Origin of the sequence: Catalinimonas alkaloidigena, assembly GCF_900100765.1 — a bacterium.
GTDB lineage: Bacteria > Bacteroidota > Bacteroidia > Cytophagales > Flexibacteraceae > Mooreia > Mooreia alkaloidigena.
This window is the reverse complement of sequence record NZ_FNFO01000004.1, coordinates 136568-150859: the sequence shown is the minus strand read 5'-3', so window position 1 is coordinate 150859 and position 14292 is coordinate 136568. Positions and strand designations below refer to the sequence as shown.

Sequence of the window (14292 nt, the reverse complement as noted above, 5' to 3'; positions counted from 1 at the left end):
ACGAATGGGGCACGGCGGGCGACCAACCCGGTCACGTTGCTTCATGCCGCGCCTGAAACCACAAAAGGCCGGAGCGTTTCCCCGACCTTTTGCAGTTACCTAGATGTTACGAAATGTCAAATCTGAATGGCAGAAGAGGGTTCGTCCACGCGACTTGCCGACGTGCTGGCGACAGGGTGGCCTAAGAACTCCATCAGTGCGTTGTTCAATTCGGTTTTGTGGGTAAAGAACAGGCCATGAGGCGCTCCCTCGAATACCCGATAGTGGTTATCCGGAATCAGTTTCGCCGCCTGGTCACCGCTCGTTTCGATGGGCACCGTCTTATCGCTACTGCCGTGTACGATCAGCGTGGGTACGTTGATTTGTTGCACGTCATGCCGGAAATCCGTCTGGGCAAAGGCTTTGGCGCACTTGCGGGTGGCACGTGGGGACGCCAGGCCTTCCAGAGTTAGGTAAAAGTTCATCGAGGCCTGGCTAATGGGTTTGCTCAGCATGTTGACGCCAAAAAACTGCTTTCCAAAGTCTTCCAGAAACCCGAGGCGGTCTTCTTTCAGGCCCTGCATTATTTCGTCGAATACCTCCTGTTTCACGCCGTTGGGGTTGTCGTCCGTACGGGCCATAAACGGCGTCACGGCGCTGATCAATACCGCTTTTGCGATGCGTTCGCCACCGTAATTCTTAAAATAACGGGCTACTTCGCCGCCGCCCATCGAAAAGCCGACCAGCACGACGTTCTGTAAGTCGAGGTGATCGAGCAGGTCTTTTAAATCGCTTGTGAGCGAATCGTAGTCGTAACCGTTCCAGGGTTTGGACGAGTCGCCGAAGCCGCGGCGGTCGTACGAGATCACGCGGTAACCCGCTTCTACCAATGGAAAGCGTTGGTATTCCCACATGCGCTGGCTTAGCGGCCATCCGTGAATCAGGACCACCGGTTGGCCTTGTCCGTAGTCTTCGTACGCAATATTTATAGTTTCTCCCTGCGGAGATGTTTTCTCAAAGAAATTCATATAAATGAAAATTTATGTGATTGTGTGATGACGAGTTGTCCGTTTATAAAACGGAAAGGATCGATAAAGGTTGAATATTGAATGATAATATCCTGAATACACAAGTTACTATTCGAATTATTATTCAGGCGGCGTGTGAGTTGGAACAGACCGATTCTGGTGAAGAAAAACGCTAAACCTTACACGCGTCCTTTCAGGTACGCTTGCCGGAGTGGCTCAGGAAATCGCTCGATGGCGTAACGGAGCGTGGTGCGGGGGAGGCGCCGGTACTGTGCGCGAAGGAATTCTTCTTCCGCCTCCTGATTGCGTTTTCCGATTTCGCGGAGCACCCAGCCCATCGCCTTATGAATCAGGTCGTGCCGGTCGGTTAGTAGTAATTCGACCAGTTGCAACGAGTCGCGGAACTCTCCCTTTCGCAAAAAGTAGAACGTAGCGACGAGGGCGATGCGTCGTTCCCAGAGGCTGGCCGACCGGGCAAGGGTGTACAGGGGTGCGCGGTCTTTGTCGTACAGATAACCGCCAACGATGGCAGGGGCCGAATTGTCGACCAAATCCCAGTTGTTGATGTGGGCCGTAGCGCGGAGGTAAAGTTGGTACACCGTCGCTTGTGTAGGGGGTGCGCCTTTGGAAAAATGCAGCACCAGCATCAGAAGCGCCAGCATCCGGTCTTCGTGAAACGGCGAACGGAGCAAGCGCTCGACCTCCGGCAGCGGCAACGTCCGAAACTCGCGGGCCAGTGCCCGAAGGGGCGGCATCCGGATGCCCCGAAACCGGTCGCCTTCGCCGTATTCGCCGGGGCCGGTTTTGAAATAGCGTTGCAGAAACAGCGCGTCCGACGGATTACTCGCTTGTTCCAAACGTGCCTGAACAGTTGTAAGCATGGCGTCAGTCCTGAAGGGCGTGAATGTACCGCGCGGCCGATCGGCGTACCGCGGTTTTGGCCTCGCGGGCGACAAGGGCGGGCCACCACGCCCCGTAAATCCGGTCGAAAGCGAACGGTTCTACCGCCGCGACGATGTGTCGTACCGCCGACGCGGGCAGGGGAATCAGGTTGGGGTAACTGCGCATAAAACTCACGAAGCGCCGGTCTTGTACCACCTGGATGATATCGCCGGTCAGCAGTGCGCCTTGTTTGTTGGCGCCGTGGGGCCAATGCAGTACGGTACCGCCTTCGAAGTGGCCCCCACAGCGGATCAGCGTCAGCGTGTCCCACAGTGCCAGGGTTTCGCCTTCCCAGAAACGGATGCTGGGATGCGGGCGCATCACCCACGACCGGTCGGCCGCGTGCAGGTAGATGGGCGCACGGTCGAACGCTTCGCTCCACGCGACCATACTTGCATAGTAATGCGGATGGGAAATGGCAATGGCCTGCACACCGCCGAGCGCCTGTACCGCCCGGATGGTGTTGTCGTCAAGTAGCGAAATGCAGTCCCACAGGAGGTTGCCGGCGGGTGTTTGTACCAGCAGCGCCCGCTGTCCGATGGCAAAGCCGGGTTCCGTACCGATGCCGGTCAGGTGCGGTTCTACTTCTTCCATACGGTTCCGGTGCGTTTGCTGCAGGGCGTCAAGCGTAGTCCACTGTTGCCCCTGGTGACCGACGTACTGGCGTTCGTCTTCGCAGATGAGGCACTGGGCCGGCGGCGCATCGGAGGCGGCGTGTTGCGTGCCGCAGGTAAGGCAGAGGAAGTAAGGCATAAGCATCAGGGCGTGACCGACACGAAGGTAAGGGGTGCCGGCTTGTTGTGCCAGTCTGGGACAGGCCGGCGGGCGTCAACCCGGACTTTCGGGCACCGGACAATGAAAATAGCGGTGTCCACTTTTATCTTTCCGTGGCCGTTTTACGTTCGTTACGGTATGATACGTTCCTTTCTACTTGTTGCGATGCTGCTCCCGCTGACGATCCTGCGGGCGCAGCCCACGTTGACTCACGGACTCCGCACGGATGTGGGGCTTGCTTTTACAGGCTCCGGCGATCTGTACGGGACCAGCGTGTCGGCCGAATACCAGCATCGGTTCATCGACCACCTGTACGGCGGTGTGGGGGGACGTGCGCTCTACTTTCCGGGACGCAGTTCAAGTGCCTATGCCTTCAGTGGCGAGGCCACATTGTATGCCGTGCTGGCCCCGCGTTCGCCGGTGTCGGTACAGTTGGGCGTCGGGACGTACGTGCGGCACTTCACGTTTATGGCACAGCGATTTTTTCAAATAACGCCCTACTATGATGCAGGCGAGACGGAGCGGGAGTGGGGCGTGGGCTACACCGTCAAGCCGGAGCTGGTGATCCGGCCGTTACCGTGGCTCGCGTTTCATACCGGTCCGATGCTGCAAAACGATACCCAGGGCAACATCGTCTGGGTGATGAGCATCGGCAGTACCGCGCGGTTTTGAGGTTATTTCTTTCCAACCAGGGGCGGCAATCGGTCTTTGGTATAGAGGTCGATGGGGATCGTATCGCCTGGTTCGCCGTCGTGGCGCGGCACCACAATTTCCACTTCTCCCTGCAGTTCGTACTCCCAGCGTAAGCCCTCCTTCACCACTTCACCGAGGGTTTTCAACAGGTTGATGTCGAAATCGAACGGGACCGTGACGTCAGTGCTGTCATGCGCCGGAATCGAAAAGTCAACCTCCTTCCGAATGTCGGTTTCGAGGGCGTTGTCCTGCACGCGGATGTGCAGATCCACGCGCTGCACCGTAAAGGCAAACTCGGTGCGGTTCCATACGTTGAGGTGCAAATCGCCTTTCAGCGCCAGAAAACGATCCCACGTTACCTCTTTCACCCGGAACTTGGGCAGGCGGTAGGCCTTGATCTTGGTGGTGACATCTATCGGAATTTCCAGGCTTGTGCCGAGCAAGTGGTAATACAACACGCCCGTGTGGTGCAGGTCGATGGAATCCTGATCGTTCGCTTCCGCCTCCTGAAGGATGTCGAGCAAGTCCTGCTGGTCAATTGTGGCTTCGTAGCTGACCGTGTCGGTGGCCAGTGCCCCCAGCCGGAAATCGCGCTCGCGACGAATGGTGACTACTTTCTGTCCGTCGGCGTACGAATCAACGAAGACACTGTCGAAATGGATCGGCACCATCAGGTGGTTCTCCATAACGAACGTCAAGCGCTCGTACGCCTTGTCATAAACGGCCGTCCCTGAAACGTGCGTAACGTCTTTAATTTCCGGAGCGAGGCTTTGCAGCATGGATTTCCCAAACAGCCCGAGGAGCAGGAGGACGAGCACCAGGCAACCGCCCACAATAATTCCTTTCTTCATAGGAACAGAACAGCCGTGAGCGCTGATGGTTTGGAAAACGAGGGCGGGTTTGTGCCGATGCGAGCGCAGGAAGAGGCGGTGCGGATGCCCGCTTCCGGTTGCCCGGGGTCACCGCCCCCAGTTGCGGATGAACGCCGAGCGGCGGTCTTTCCGGACGGCATGGGGGCCTTTGGAGCGGCGATTCAGACCACGCAGAAACATGCCAATGCCGATGGTCAGCATCCCTACGGCCACCACAAACTGCTTGTAGCCCCGCCGGTAGGTGCCGATGGCCAGTGCCACGCCTGCGACGAGTAGAATCCCGCCGATCACGATCGAAAGAAGCGTCTGCCGCCGCTGCTGTTGCGCCTCAACGTCCTCCAACTCCCACTCGTCGATCAGTTCGATCACGGCTTTCACCACGTCCTCTTCGTGTCCTTGCGCGTACATGCGTTCGCGGATTTCGCGGTAGCTGTGGCCTTGTTGCTTGAGGAGGTAGTAGCGGTCGAGTTCCTCTTCGGTGGGGAGTGGCATGGGAAAGTTAGCGTTTGCGGGCGAGTAAGTAGCGGTCCAGAAGCCGTAAAAGTGGCTCCTTGCGAAGCTATACAAAGATAATTACTCTTGGGCGGATCTCCTCTATCGAGCGGGCGGCAATCGGGTGGATGCCCGCGGCAAACGTTGTCCGGCAAATGAAACTATACCCTGGAAGAGCTAGGGACGTTTGACGCTGGTCAGAACGTGGTGGATTCCGGATTGTACTCGCGAATTTCCTGTCCATTGACTTCGCTGACCATTGGAATGACCTCGAACGGCTTGACGCGCAGTAACTCGATCAGCCCCTGCAGTTCTTCGGGCGTGACGGCGGCCGGGGCGGGCCACTCGAGTTGAAAGAATTTCATGCCTTCGGTCAGGAAGCGGTTCGACTTCAGCTTCCGGAGTTTCGACTGGATGGTTTTCTGATTCACAGGGGTGACGACTTCGTGGGTGAGCGTCAGGCTTTGGCAGTGGGCCAGGTACGCCATCAGGAAAACCACCTCGTCCGACCAGTCTTCTACGTAATGCTTTCCCAGAAACGTAGAGTCGGGGAGGGCGTCGCGGAGTCGCAGAAACGTCGCCAGGGCCTCCTGCCAGGCCGCTTCGACCGAAGGGAACTTCGCCGTTTTGCGTCTTTTGAGGGGCTTATGAATCAGGTAATAGCCTTTTCGCGGCTGGCCGGCAATGTACGGAGAACGGGAATCCAGCTGCCCTTCTGTCTTCAGCATCGCGAACGCTTTCTTGCCCCAGAAGTCGTAGTTCCACCGGATGTAGGCATACGATTTTACTGCTTTATACTCGACGACGACGTGAAACGACGCCCCCGTGATGTCCAGCACCGTGTCCAGTTGCGCGTCGGTTGCATCCGCGGGAAGCGAAAGCTCAAAATACGTTTTATCGCTGTTGTGGTAGGTATGCTCGCGCAAGTGGTCCTCCCATCCCTGGCTGCGGGCAAACAGGACCAACTGCTGTTGCACTTCCTGCCCGTTGCTTTCGAAAAAACCGGCCAGGTCGCGCAGATAGTCCCCACTCCCCATGTTTTTCAGGGCCTGCCGGTCGTAGATGCGTTGCTGCGCCTGGGCTTCGGCCTGCGTAGCGTACTGTCCGACGCATCCGGCCAGGGTGTGGTCGGTTACGTACCATTCGTCGGTATAGAAAAACCAGCGTTTGTGTAGTCCAAAGGTTGCCATATCAGGAAGAAGGGTGAAGTAAAGAGAGGGTTTGCTGAGCGCTGGGCGGCACCCCGTGGCCGTTGTCCATCCACGGTTCGAAGCGCATCCGGCGGAAGAAATCGGCCGGCGAAAGGCTGAACTCCTGAAACCGGGGCGGACGGTTCAGCACGCGTGGGACAATCTCGTTCAGAAACCAGCTGTTGTGGGTGAACCAGAGCGATTTAAGGCGTCCCGTTTGCGAAAGGGGCGACAGCAGCAGATCGCGCAGCGGTTCGTCGTGCTGATACGCGTTGAAGAACGTCTGCAGCCGGTGGGCGTCATCCGGATTGGCTTCTACGGCTTCGGCAAAGTCGGCCAGCGTAGGGATAAAGCGATTGCGGTAGTCGGGCAACACGTGGTCCTGTTCACAAAGGTCTTTGACGTTGATCCGCTTGCCGTCGGCGTTGGTCAGCGTATGCCCGAAAATGGGAATGATCACGCGTTTGATGCCCCACAGCGTGTGCAAAATCCGGTGCCGGTTGTCGCTGCACAACTCCTTGGTACTGTCCATAAAATCGTGCAGCGGATAGTAATCGTCGCGGTGGCCTCCCCGGCGGTGGACAGAAAGTTCGGCGTGTTTAACAGCGTTCATGCAGAGCAAGTGGAATCAGGGTCGCCAAGATGTTACCTCGGTCGGAAAACAAAAAAGGCACTCCGCTCAAAACCTTACGCTGTGTGGAAAGGGGAGGAATGACGTGTGTACGGCAACACGTTGGGGTTTAGGGCTTTACTTTTATCTTTGATGGCATTCATCCAACCGAAACCTGTCAGCGCTTGCGTTCCCTTGCTTATTATCAACACGCATTTCAGAAGCTGAATCGTGGTACGACCCGTTACGGAAAAGCGCCGCACAAGCCGGTGTTGCTCCTCAGTGTGTTGCACGAAGTGGAGGCGGGGCGCATCAGAGATGGCAGGGTGTACATTACGGCGGAACTGGTTTCGACGTTCAAAGATTACTGGCGGCAGCTGGTCGATACGGCGAACACCGCCAACTTTTCACTGCCTTTCTACCATCTCAGTAAAGAAAAACGAGGCTACTGGCGGCTGGTAGAACAACCCGGCATGCGCGTGGCGCTGACAACCTCCCATTCGATTCGCAGCTTTGCTAACCTGCTGGATACCGTCGCTTACGTACAACTGGAACCGGAGCTAGCCCTGTTGATGCAGGATTCGGCGGCGCGGGAGGTGCTCCGCCTGACGTTGCTGGAGGCCTATTTTCCGCAGAAGACCCTGAACGGTACCACCACTTACCTGACCCAACTGGCGCACCACATGGCGGCAGACGATCCGGTCGCGTACCGAACCCAGTTCGAGGCACTGGCCAGAGACCTTGACCCGATTACTTACGAAGAAGAAGTGTTTGTACGAAGTGGTGTCTTTAAGCGGGAGGTGCCCAAACTGTACGGCTATGCCTGTTGTGTGTCGGGTTTACGGGTAGAAGCCACGGCCGATGTTCAACTGGTCGATGCCTGCCACATTGTACCATTCCGTGAGACGCACGACGATACCCTGACCAACGGCTTGACGTTAACGCCTACGCTGCACCGGGCGTTCGACCGAGGGCTGTTCTGGATCGACGATGCGTACCGCGTTCGGCTGGCCGCCGGATTCCGGGAAATCGGTGAGAGTCCTTATTCCATTCGGCAATTCGAAGGGCTACAAATCCGATTGCCCGACAGCACTAGCCACTGGCCTTCCCTGGAAAATTTGCGCTGGCGGCAACCGTCATGATGGAGCTTGTTCTAGTGGGTTAAGTGCAATTATATGTTTAAATGTTTTAAATGGGTCGGGCATTATCCTGCGATTGGGCTTCACTTCTCACATGCTCAGAATAGGAGAGAAGCCCTGTCGATCCTGCTACTTCTCCGCAGCTTTCTTGCGTAACACGTCACATCCTCAGCGCATTGCCACAGCATTTGCCTGGGTAAGAAGCTTCGTCGCTGCGCGGAAGTGAAGTCTGTTCTGACATGGGACAGGTCTATCCCTGAATCCCGGAAGGCCCCTGCAAGAGGTTCGTAACTTTGAAACTTTACTCGGATGTGAGGCCAAGTGACATCGAACCTCTCTTTAGTTAGTATGCATCTTTTACGAAAAACGCTTCGTACCTGGGTACGAATTTTCGCCTTCTTGCTGGTGATCCCTGCCCTAAGTGCCCCCGCCTCGCTCGAAGAGTTCGAGCAACTGCTGACGCGCGCCTTGCAGGACAAAAACCACCAGAAAGCCTCCCTCTACTGTTACGAGCTTGCCAAACTGCACGAAGCCGCGGGACGGACGACCGAAGCCGTCGACTACCTGGAACAGAGTCTTAAATGGGGCGGCAAAGCCGATGACCTGACCTTACTGTACCTGTCGAATCAACGCATGGGCACATTGCTCAGCAAGGAGGGTAATCACAACAAAGCGGTGTCGTACTACCAGAAAGCGCTGAAGTCGGCTCAGGAACTCAAAAAGACGACATGGATCAAACAAAGCTTGGTCGACGTAGGCCTAGGATACGTAGCAATGGGGCGGGCCAAGCGGGCACTAGAGCCGTTCGAAGAAGCCCTTTCGCTGGCGATTCGGGAAGGCGATGCGGCGTTGCAGGAGAAGTGCTATGCCTGGCTGGCCGACGCGTACACCCGAGAAGGCGACGCGACAAAGGCTGCCAAGTACCAGGCGTTGTACGAAGGATTGGCTTCCAACGAAGCGCATCTGAAAACGCTGCAAGCGCAGGCGAAACAAGCCGGACAAGAGCGGATTGCGGCTACCCAACAGCTGCGCCAAACGGAAACCACGCTGCTGGCTACCCAGACGTCATTGCAGGAAACCGCGCTTTCCCTGCGGGAGGCGGAAGCTCTTAGCGAAAACCAGCGACTGGAGATTGACTTGTTGAGTAAGGAAAAGGAGTTGGCGGCTTTGCAGATTCTGGAACAGGACGTTCGTCTGCAAAAGGCGGCCCTTTTTCGTAACGCCATTCTGATCGTAGCACTGATGGCGTCGGCCCTGATCGGCGTGATGGTCTACAGCTACCGAAAACAGGTCACCGCCAACAAAGAAATCGCCCGGCAACACGACGACATCGCCCGCCAGCACAAGGATATTCAGGGCAGTATCAACTACGCTCAGCGCATCCAGGAGGCCATGCTGCACCACAGCAACGTCCGTCGTGAGCAACTGCCCGATTCGTTTGTCCTGTTTAAACCGCGCGATTCGGTGAGTGGTGATTTCTACTGGATCGCCGAAGTGCGTCGCGATACGCACGCCGACGTAGCGTTTGCGGCCGTCGACTGTACGGGACACGGCGTCCCCGGTGCCTTCATGTCGATGATCGGCATCAACACGTTGAATGGGATTGTTGGCCGACAGGTACATGAACCGCACCACATACTCGACCACCTCGACACGGAAATCCGTACGGCGCTGCAGCAAGAGACCACGGGTAATAAAGATGGCATGGACGCTGCCCTGTGCGTTTACCGATCTGCCGAAGGTGTCGTAGAATTTGCCGGAGCCAAGAATCCACTGGTGTACATCCAGAACGGCGAACTTTACCAGATCAAAGGCGACGTCAATCCCATCGGGGGAAGTCTGGAACGTCGAAAAGCAGGAGGATACAAGAAACACATCATCCGGATCGATCAACCCACGACGCTCTACCTCTTTTCCGACGGATTTCAGGATCAGTTCGGAGGGCCGGACAACGGCAAGTTCATGACCAAACGCTTCAAACAGTTGTTGCTCGACATCCACCAGCAACCGATGGAGAAGCAGCAGGAAGTGCTTCATGCTACCATCGAGGCCTGGAAAAATGGGGGCAAGCAAACCGACGACATCCTAGTAATGGGCTTCCGCCTGGGTGCTCCCGCCTGAAACGAGGGTTGGTGAGCCTCTTGGGCGTTGATACAGGGGTAAACGGGCGATGGTAAACCCGAAAGGGGCGCGGTGCGTTGTGTAAGAAGAGTCAACGCTTTTTGTTATGAGTACCGCTTTTCTGAAAGAAGATGCCCCGGATCGCAAGGTGTTTATTCCGCCCCGGGCCCCCCTGCCGCCGGGCGTGACCAACTACGTGACGCCCCGGGGACTGGCTCGGTTGCAGCAGGAGCGGGCCGACCTGGAGGCCGAACGCACACAGGTGCAAACGCACGAGACCGACGAGGCCGAACGCACCCGCAAACTGGCCGAACTCAACGGCCGTTTGGCCGAACTGCAACCGCGCCTGGCCAGCGCCAAAGTCCTGGACCCTCAAAGTCAGCCGCAAGACGAAGTGCGTTTTGGGGCGACCGTGACCCTCCATCCGGTTTCCGGCAAAGGCCAACCACGCCAACTCACGTTTGTCGGCGTCGACGAGGCTGCGGCCTCCGAAGGGCGCATTGCGTTTACCGCCCCGATTGCGCACCAATTTATGGGACGTCACGTCGGCGATCGGGTCACATTACGGAGCCGCACCGGCGAAGAGACCATGCAGATCACCGCCATCGCTTACGACTGACCCAACGGGCTATCTGAAACTGATTAACATCATTCTTTTTCCGGGGGATCGGTCATTGAAGGAGCGCCACTTGGGTGCTTTTTTGCGACCGTTCAACCTGAATCGGAATTTGCATGTTACCTGTTTTGCTCTTCTTTGCTGCCCATTGGTACCTCTCGCTTTTTGCCCAAACGTTTTTTCTGCACCGCTACGCCTCCCACGGCATGTTTACAATGAGCCGGGGCTGGGAGCGTATTTTCTACGTGCTGACGTTCGTGTTCCAGGGTTCGTCGTTTCTGAGCCCGCGGGCCTACGGCATCATGCACCGCCTGCACCACGCCTACGCCGATACGGAACGCGATCCGCACTCGCCTCGGTACTCCAAAAACTTGTTCGAGATGATGTGGCGCACCAAAACCATTTACAACGACATTCTGAACGACCGGGCGGGGCTCGACCCGAAATTTGAAAAGGGAGTGCCCAACTGGCCGTTTATGGAATGGTTGGGCGACCGCTGGCCGGTGCGGCTGGCCTGGGGAATCCTCTACACCCTGTTTTACATTCAGTTCGCGACGACCTGGTGGCTGTTTTTGCTCTTGCCGATCCATTACCTGATGGGGCCGGTGCATGGTGCCATCATCAACTGGTACGCCCATAAAGTCGGATATACCAATTTCAAAGTAGACGATACGGCCAAAAATCTCCTGCCCTTCGATTTTCTGATGATGGGGGAGAGCTACCACAACAACCACCATGCCTTTGGAGGGCGGGCCAACTTTGGCTTCAAGTGGCATGAGTTCGATCCTGCCTACCCGATCATCTTGTTATTCAATGCGCTAGGAATCATTCGGTTGCGCCGCAACCGGGACCGCGCCTACATGTAACCGAAATGCCGATCGCTTCTTTCGAAAGGATCGGCATTTCGCGGGATGTACAAGGGCGTTACTCGACGACGACCATTCGGCCGTGGCCAGTTCGGGTTGCGGTGTGCGTTGTCGCCATTACCTGATAATTGTAGGTGCCCGGGGCCAGACCTGCGGTTGCTACTGCAATTTGTTGTACCCCAGTGGTTTGGATGGCCGTCCGATAAGGTGTCAGCACAAGGCGCCCCAGTGCATCGTAGAGCTGAACCTCCACCTGTGCGGGTTCATCCAATCGGAACGTCAACGTAGTCGCTCCTCGGGCCGGATTGGGGAAGCACGATAACTGTTCTACGCCATGCCAGGACTCCGGTCTTTCTTCAAGAGGGGTGACTTCGCTGTTCACCAGCATGAACGATGCCGTATCGCTCCAGGTATAGTGCGAACCGTCGGTGGAAATGACCCGGTGGAAAACCGTCAGGCCTTCGGCCGGCGGGAGGGGCGCGCCCGGATACAGGGCGATCAGGTCGTTGTAGAGTTCGTACGCCTGCGCCACGGTAAAAGGAAGACGCGTGCTGTCTGTGCCCAGATCATAAATCAAAGATTTGGCGGGCACGTGCCCGAGATGCTCCTGGCGTAGCGTGGCCTCCCAGAAGTAATGCACCGGATGCTGGTCCGGATCGGTAGCTTCAGAAAATTCGACCGCAAACAAAAGGCTATCGTTGTCAGGAGCCGTCGAGGCAGAAAAGACAAAGCGGTCGGCCGGCTCCGGGGCCAGCATCTGAACTTTGCCGGGAGTGTGGTTCGGGAAGGTGTAGACTTGCCCGCGCAAAAGACCCTGGTTGCTCATATCTCGCACGCCAATGTGCAGCTGACCGGCAAGCAGTGCATCGCGTTCCTGCGCACTAAAGGGTACTTTGTGCATAAAGCCACTGGTGTAGTCAGGCGGGGTGGGTAGCGAAAGGCCCAGGTTCACCAGCAGCTCGCCGTCTGAGGGGAAGGTGCCTTTGTACAAATTCACACTGCCCCAGGGCGTTTCGGTCAGAAAGAAACCGAACAGGTACAACGAATCGCTCGCTACGTAGCCCAGTGCGCTGCCGGTGCGGCGCGGGCGTCCCTGCCAGATGGTAGAGAGATGCGTGCCTACCACGGTAGGATTTTGCAGCGGTAGGGGGAGTAGCGCGCCCTCCAGGTAACGGGCCGAGTCGTTCGCAGCCAGGGCAGTGACTTCAATGTGGAAGTCTCCCTCGTGGAGTTTCTGTGCCTGTTCAGCGGTCGGCACAAACGAGTATTCAAAGGTGCCCTTCACCACGCCCGGCATGCCGAGCGAAGAGACGATGTAGATCGGAGCTTCGGCTCCGATGGGCCCCGCATATAGTTTGACACTGCCCCATTCGGTGGTGCCGTGGAAGAATCCGATAAGTTGTGCCGTATCGGCCGTCAGGACGGCCAGCACGTTACCGCGGGGTTCGGCGGTTTGTCGGGTACGCAAAGTAGCTTCCAGCACGGTTGGCGTGGTTTGGGCGGTGGCGTGCAGGCTGGAGAGCCAGCAGAGGAGCATGGCAAACAGCGCAGGTAGGGGCGTCAGCGTGCGCGGACGGAGAGGGGTGGGTTGCATGGGTCTAGGTAATTCGTGGTTAAAAGAAAGGAGTGGAAAGGACAGCGTAAGCCCATCCTTCCTGGCAAAAGGAGTGAAGTATAGAAAATAAGGAGATGGTTTAGTCGGCGGGCTTGTCCTGGTAAGACGGACCGGTAGCATTCGCGACGGGAGAGAGGCTATTCAGGTACCGGTAAATGGCCCGCACGTCGTCGTCGCTCATGCGTCGGAAGGCCATCCAGGGCATGTGCGAGCCTTCGAAGGCTTTTCGGGGTACACGGAACCGGGCCACGAACTGCTCCTCTGTCCAGTGGGCAATGCGTCCTGTCGCTGCGTCGGGAGTCAGGTTGGGTGTCACAAAAATCTTATCCGGGTTCTTCTCGTCTTCCATCACCATGCCCCCGGCAAACGGTTCGCCAATAGCTGAGCCATCCATCGGGCTTCGTTTGGTATGGCATCCGGCGCAGTTTGCCACGCTGTTCGCCAGGTATTTGCCCCGCGCAATCGTCGGGGCCTGGGCCGGGCTGGTCTGCGGAGGCGTTCCTTCGGGGCCTTGCGGCTCGATCAGAAACGCCATGAGGCCTTTGCCCATCATGGTCAGGTCGTGATTCGGCACTTCGTGCCGGACCGGTTCCCGCGAACGCAGGTAAGAGATGATCGCCGTCAGGTCGTCGTCACTCATGTTCTGAAACGGCATAAAGGGCAGCGCAGCCCGTCCGTCGGCACGTACCGAGTGGCGTAGCATCCGGGCCAGCTCTGCGTCGGAGCGCCGTCCGATGCCCGTCTCAACATCGGGAGTCAGGTTGGGCGTAATGAACGTACCGACCGGTAGCACAAAGCGGTTGCCTCCCGTCAGGGGGAGCACCGCCCCGCTGTCGAGTGCCGGCCATTGATCGGTCGTCGTGTGACAATACGAACAGTGAGCCGGGCCGTTCACCAGGTAACTGCCGCGGGCGACCACCGCCGAATCGGAGCTGGCCCGGATTTCCGGATAAGGAGCTTCGAACGTACGGTCCCAACGCAATTGCGCGGTGCCCACAAACCCGGCCAGGGCCAGACAGGGAACCGCCAGGGTGCCCAGAAGAATCTTTTTAACGAGGGGTTTCATACATAGCGGATCGAAAGAGGTTGGAGGCGCGGAGGCGACGACCTGCCGAAAGAGAGAAACTGGTGCGCCGCACAATCCGTAACGCCGGTACAAAAATGCTTTTTCCGTGAGGCGCTACGTTGTAGATTCCCGACGCTTGCGGTCGGTGGCGACGCAGGGCGGGCGCTTACTAACGACAAGACCGAGAGGGGGTAACAATCTGGTGAGCTGTCAGAAGTATTTAGGAAAAGAAAAGCGGCAGGAAACCGAACGGGGAGGGGAAGAACGATGCTGCAAATGCTATAGGAAA

14 protein-coding genes are annotated in these 14292 nt (G+C 57.3%); 5 read left to right on the top strand and 9 right to left on the bottom strand.

Annotated elements, in window-relative coordinates:
* Positions 1 to 116: 116 nt before the first annotated feature.
* From BLR44_RS11520 to BLR44_RS11510, 3 genes are all read right to left on the bottom strand, one after another.
* On the bottom strand, positions 117 to 1007 hold the full coding sequence (locus BLR44_RS11520) for an alpha/beta fold hydrolase (RefSeq protein ID WP_089681940.1): 891 nt from the start codon (positions 1005 to 1007) through the stop codon (positions 117 to 119).
* Between the two features lie 179 nt (positions 1008 to 1186).
* Positions 1187 to 1888, bottom strand: a complete 702-nt coding sequence (locus tag BLR44_RS11515; protein WP_089681938.1) for a DNA alkylation repair protein — start codon at positions 1886 to 1888, stop codon at positions 1187 to 1189.
* A gap of 4 nt (positions 1889 to 1892) precedes the next feature.
* Positions 1893 to 2702: an MBL fold metallo-hydrolase gene (locus BLR44_RS11510; protein ID WP_089681936.1), complete on the bottom strand. Its 810-nt coding sequence runs from the start codon at positions 2700 to 2702 to the stop codon at positions 1893 to 1895.
* 159 nt (positions 2703 to 2861) lie between these two features.
* Here BLR44_RS11510 and BLR44_RS11505 point away from each other — a divergent pair, with 159 nt between their 5' ends.
* Complete coding sequence (locus BLR44_RS11505) at positions 2862 to 3395, top strand: hypothetical protein (protein ID WP_143017243.1); 534 nt, start codon at positions 2862 to 2864, stop codon at positions 3393 to 3395.
* A gap of 2 nt (positions 3396 to 3397) precedes the next feature.
* Here the strand turns inward: BLR44_RS11505 and BLR44_RS11500 are convergent, their stop codons facing one another.
* The 4 genes from BLR44_RS11500 to BLR44_RS11485 all read right to left on the bottom strand — a co-directional run bounded on the left by BLR44_RS11500 (position 3398) and on the right by BLR44_RS11485 (position 6583).
* The gene (locus BLR44_RS11500; protein WP_089681932.1) at positions 3398 to 4267 is read right to left on the bottom strand and encodes an LEA/WHy family protein; all 870 of its coding nucleotides are present in this window, start codon (positions 4265 to 4267) and stop codon (positions 3398 to 3400) included.
* A 108-nt stretch (positions 4268 to 4375) separates the two neighbouring features.
* A complete protein-coding gene (locus BLR44_RS11495) occupies positions 4376 to 4780 on the bottom strand; it encodes a hypothetical protein (protein ID WP_089681930.1) in 405 nt (134 codons plus the stop codon).
* A gap of 197 nt (positions 4781 to 4977) precedes the next feature.
* Positions 4978 to 5970 carry a hypothetical protein gene (locus BLR44_RS11490; RefSeq protein ID WP_089681928.1) on the bottom strand — a complete coding sequence of 331 codons (993 nt, stop codon included), beginning with the start codon at positions 5968 to 5970 and terminating at the stop codon, positions 4978 to 4980.
* A gap of 1 nt (position 5971) precedes the next feature.
* Positions 5972 to 6583 carry a DUF6915 family protein gene (locus BLR44_RS11485; RefSeq protein WP_089681926.1) on the bottom strand — a complete coding sequence of 204 codons (612 nt, stop codon included), beginning with the start codon at positions 6581 to 6583 and terminating at the stop codon, positions 5972 to 5974.
* Between the two features lie 182 nt (positions 6584 to 6765).
* Here BLR44_RS11485 and BLR44_RS11480 point away from each other — a divergent pair, with 182 nt between their 5' ends.
* From BLR44_RS11480 to BLR44_RS11465, 4 genes are all read left to right on the top strand, one after another.
* A complete protein-coding gene (locus BLR44_RS11480) occupies positions 6766 to 7722 on the top strand; it encodes an HNH endonuclease (RefSeq protein ID WP_089681924.1) in 957 nt (318 codons plus the stop codon).
* A gap of 345 nt (positions 7723 to 8067) precedes the next feature.
* Complete coding sequence (locus tag BLR44_RS11475) at positions 8068 to 9840, top strand: SpoIIE family protein phosphatase (RefSeq protein WP_089681922.1); 1773 nt, start codon at positions 8068 to 8070, stop codon at positions 9838 to 9840.
* A gap of 106 nt (positions 9841 to 9946) precedes the next feature.
* A complete protein-coding gene (locus tag BLR44_RS11470) occupies positions 9947 to 10459 on the top strand; it encodes a GreA/GreB family elongation factor (protein WP_089681920.1) in 513 nt (170 codons plus the stop codon).
* Positions 10460 to 10572: 113 nt separating this feature from the next.
* The gene (locus BLR44_RS11465) at positions 10573 to 11322 is read left to right on the top strand and encodes an acyl-CoA desaturase (protein ID WP_089681918.1); all 750 of its coding nucleotides are present in this window, start codon (positions 10573 to 10575) and stop codon (positions 11320 to 11322) included.
* 58 nt (positions 11323 to 11380) lie between these two features.
* On the opposite strand, the gene BLR44_RS11460 is transcribed toward BLR44_RS11465, so the two are convergent.
* Together BLR44_RS11460 and BLR44_RS11455 are read right to left on the bottom strand one after the other, a co-directional pair.
* On the bottom strand, positions 11381 to 12916 hold the full coding sequence (locus BLR44_RS11460; RefSeq protein WP_176956002.1) for a T9SS type A sorting domain-containing protein: 1536 nt from the start codon (positions 12914 to 12916) through the stop codon (positions 11381 to 11383).
* Between the two features lie 100 nt (positions 12917 to 13016).
* The gene (locus tag BLR44_RS11455; RefSeq protein WP_089681914.1) at positions 13017 to 14003 is read right to left on the bottom strand and encodes a c-type cytochrome; all 987 of its coding nucleotides are present in this window, start codon (positions 14001 to 14003) and stop codon (positions 13017 to 13019) included.
* Positions 14004 to 14292: the final 289 nt, after the last annotated feature.

Excerpts from the sequence above, each read along its gene's own strand:
- BLR44_RS11520 (WP_089681940.1), bottom strand. The coding sequence starts at position 1,007 with ATGAATTTCTTTGAGAAAACATCTCCGCAGGGAGAAACTATAAATATT.
- BLR44_RS11515 (WP_089681938.1), bottom strand. The coding sequence starts at position 1,888 with ATGCTTACAACTGTTCAGGCACGTTTGGAACAAGCGAGTAATCCGTCG.
- BLR44_RS11510 (WP_089681936.1), bottom strand. The coding sequence starts at position 2,702 with ATGCCTTACTTCCTCTGCCTTACCTGCGGCACGCAACACGCCGCCTCC.
- BLR44_RS11505 (WP_143017243.1), top strand. The coding sequence starts at position 2,862 with ATGATACGTTCCTTTCTACTTGTTGCGATGCTGCTCCCGCTGACGATC.
- BLR44_RS11500 (WP_089681932.1), bottom strand. The coding sequence starts at position 4,267 with ATGAAGAAAGGAATTATTGTGGGCGGTTGCCTGGTGCTCGTCCTCCTG.
- BLR44_RS11495 (WP_089681930.1), bottom strand. The coding sequence starts at position 4,780 with ATGCCACTCCCCACCGAAGAGGAACTCGACCGCTACTACCTCCTCAAG.
- BLR44_RS11490 (WP_089681928.1), bottom strand. The coding sequence starts at position 5,970 with ATGGCAACCTTTGGACTACACAAACGCTGGTTTTTCTATACCGACGAA.
- BLR44_RS11485 (WP_089681926.1), bottom strand. The coding sequence starts at position 6,583 with ATGAACGCTGTTAAACACGCCGAACTTTCTGTCCACCGCCGGGGAGGC.
- BLR44_RS11475 (WP_089681922.1), top strand. The coding sequence starts at position 8,068 with ATGCATCTTTTACGAAAAACGCTTCGTACCTGGGTACGAATTTTCGCC.
- BLR44_RS11470 (WP_089681920.1), top strand. The coding sequence starts at position 9,947 with ATGAGTACCGCTTTTCTGAAAGAAGATGCCCCGGATCGCAAGGTGTTT.
- BLR44_RS11465 (WP_089681918.1), top strand. The coding sequence starts at position 10,573 with ATGTTACCTGTTTTGCTCTTCTTTGCTGCCCATTGGTACCTCTCGCTT.
- BLR44_RS11460 (WP_176956002.1), bottom strand. The coding sequence starts at position 12,916 with ATGCAACCCACCCCTCTCCGTCCGCGCACGCTGACGCCCCTACCTGCG.
- BLR44_RS11455 (WP_089681914.1), bottom strand. The coding sequence starts at position 14,003 with ATGAAACCCCTCGTTAAAAAGATTCTTCTGGGCACCCTGGCGGTTCCC.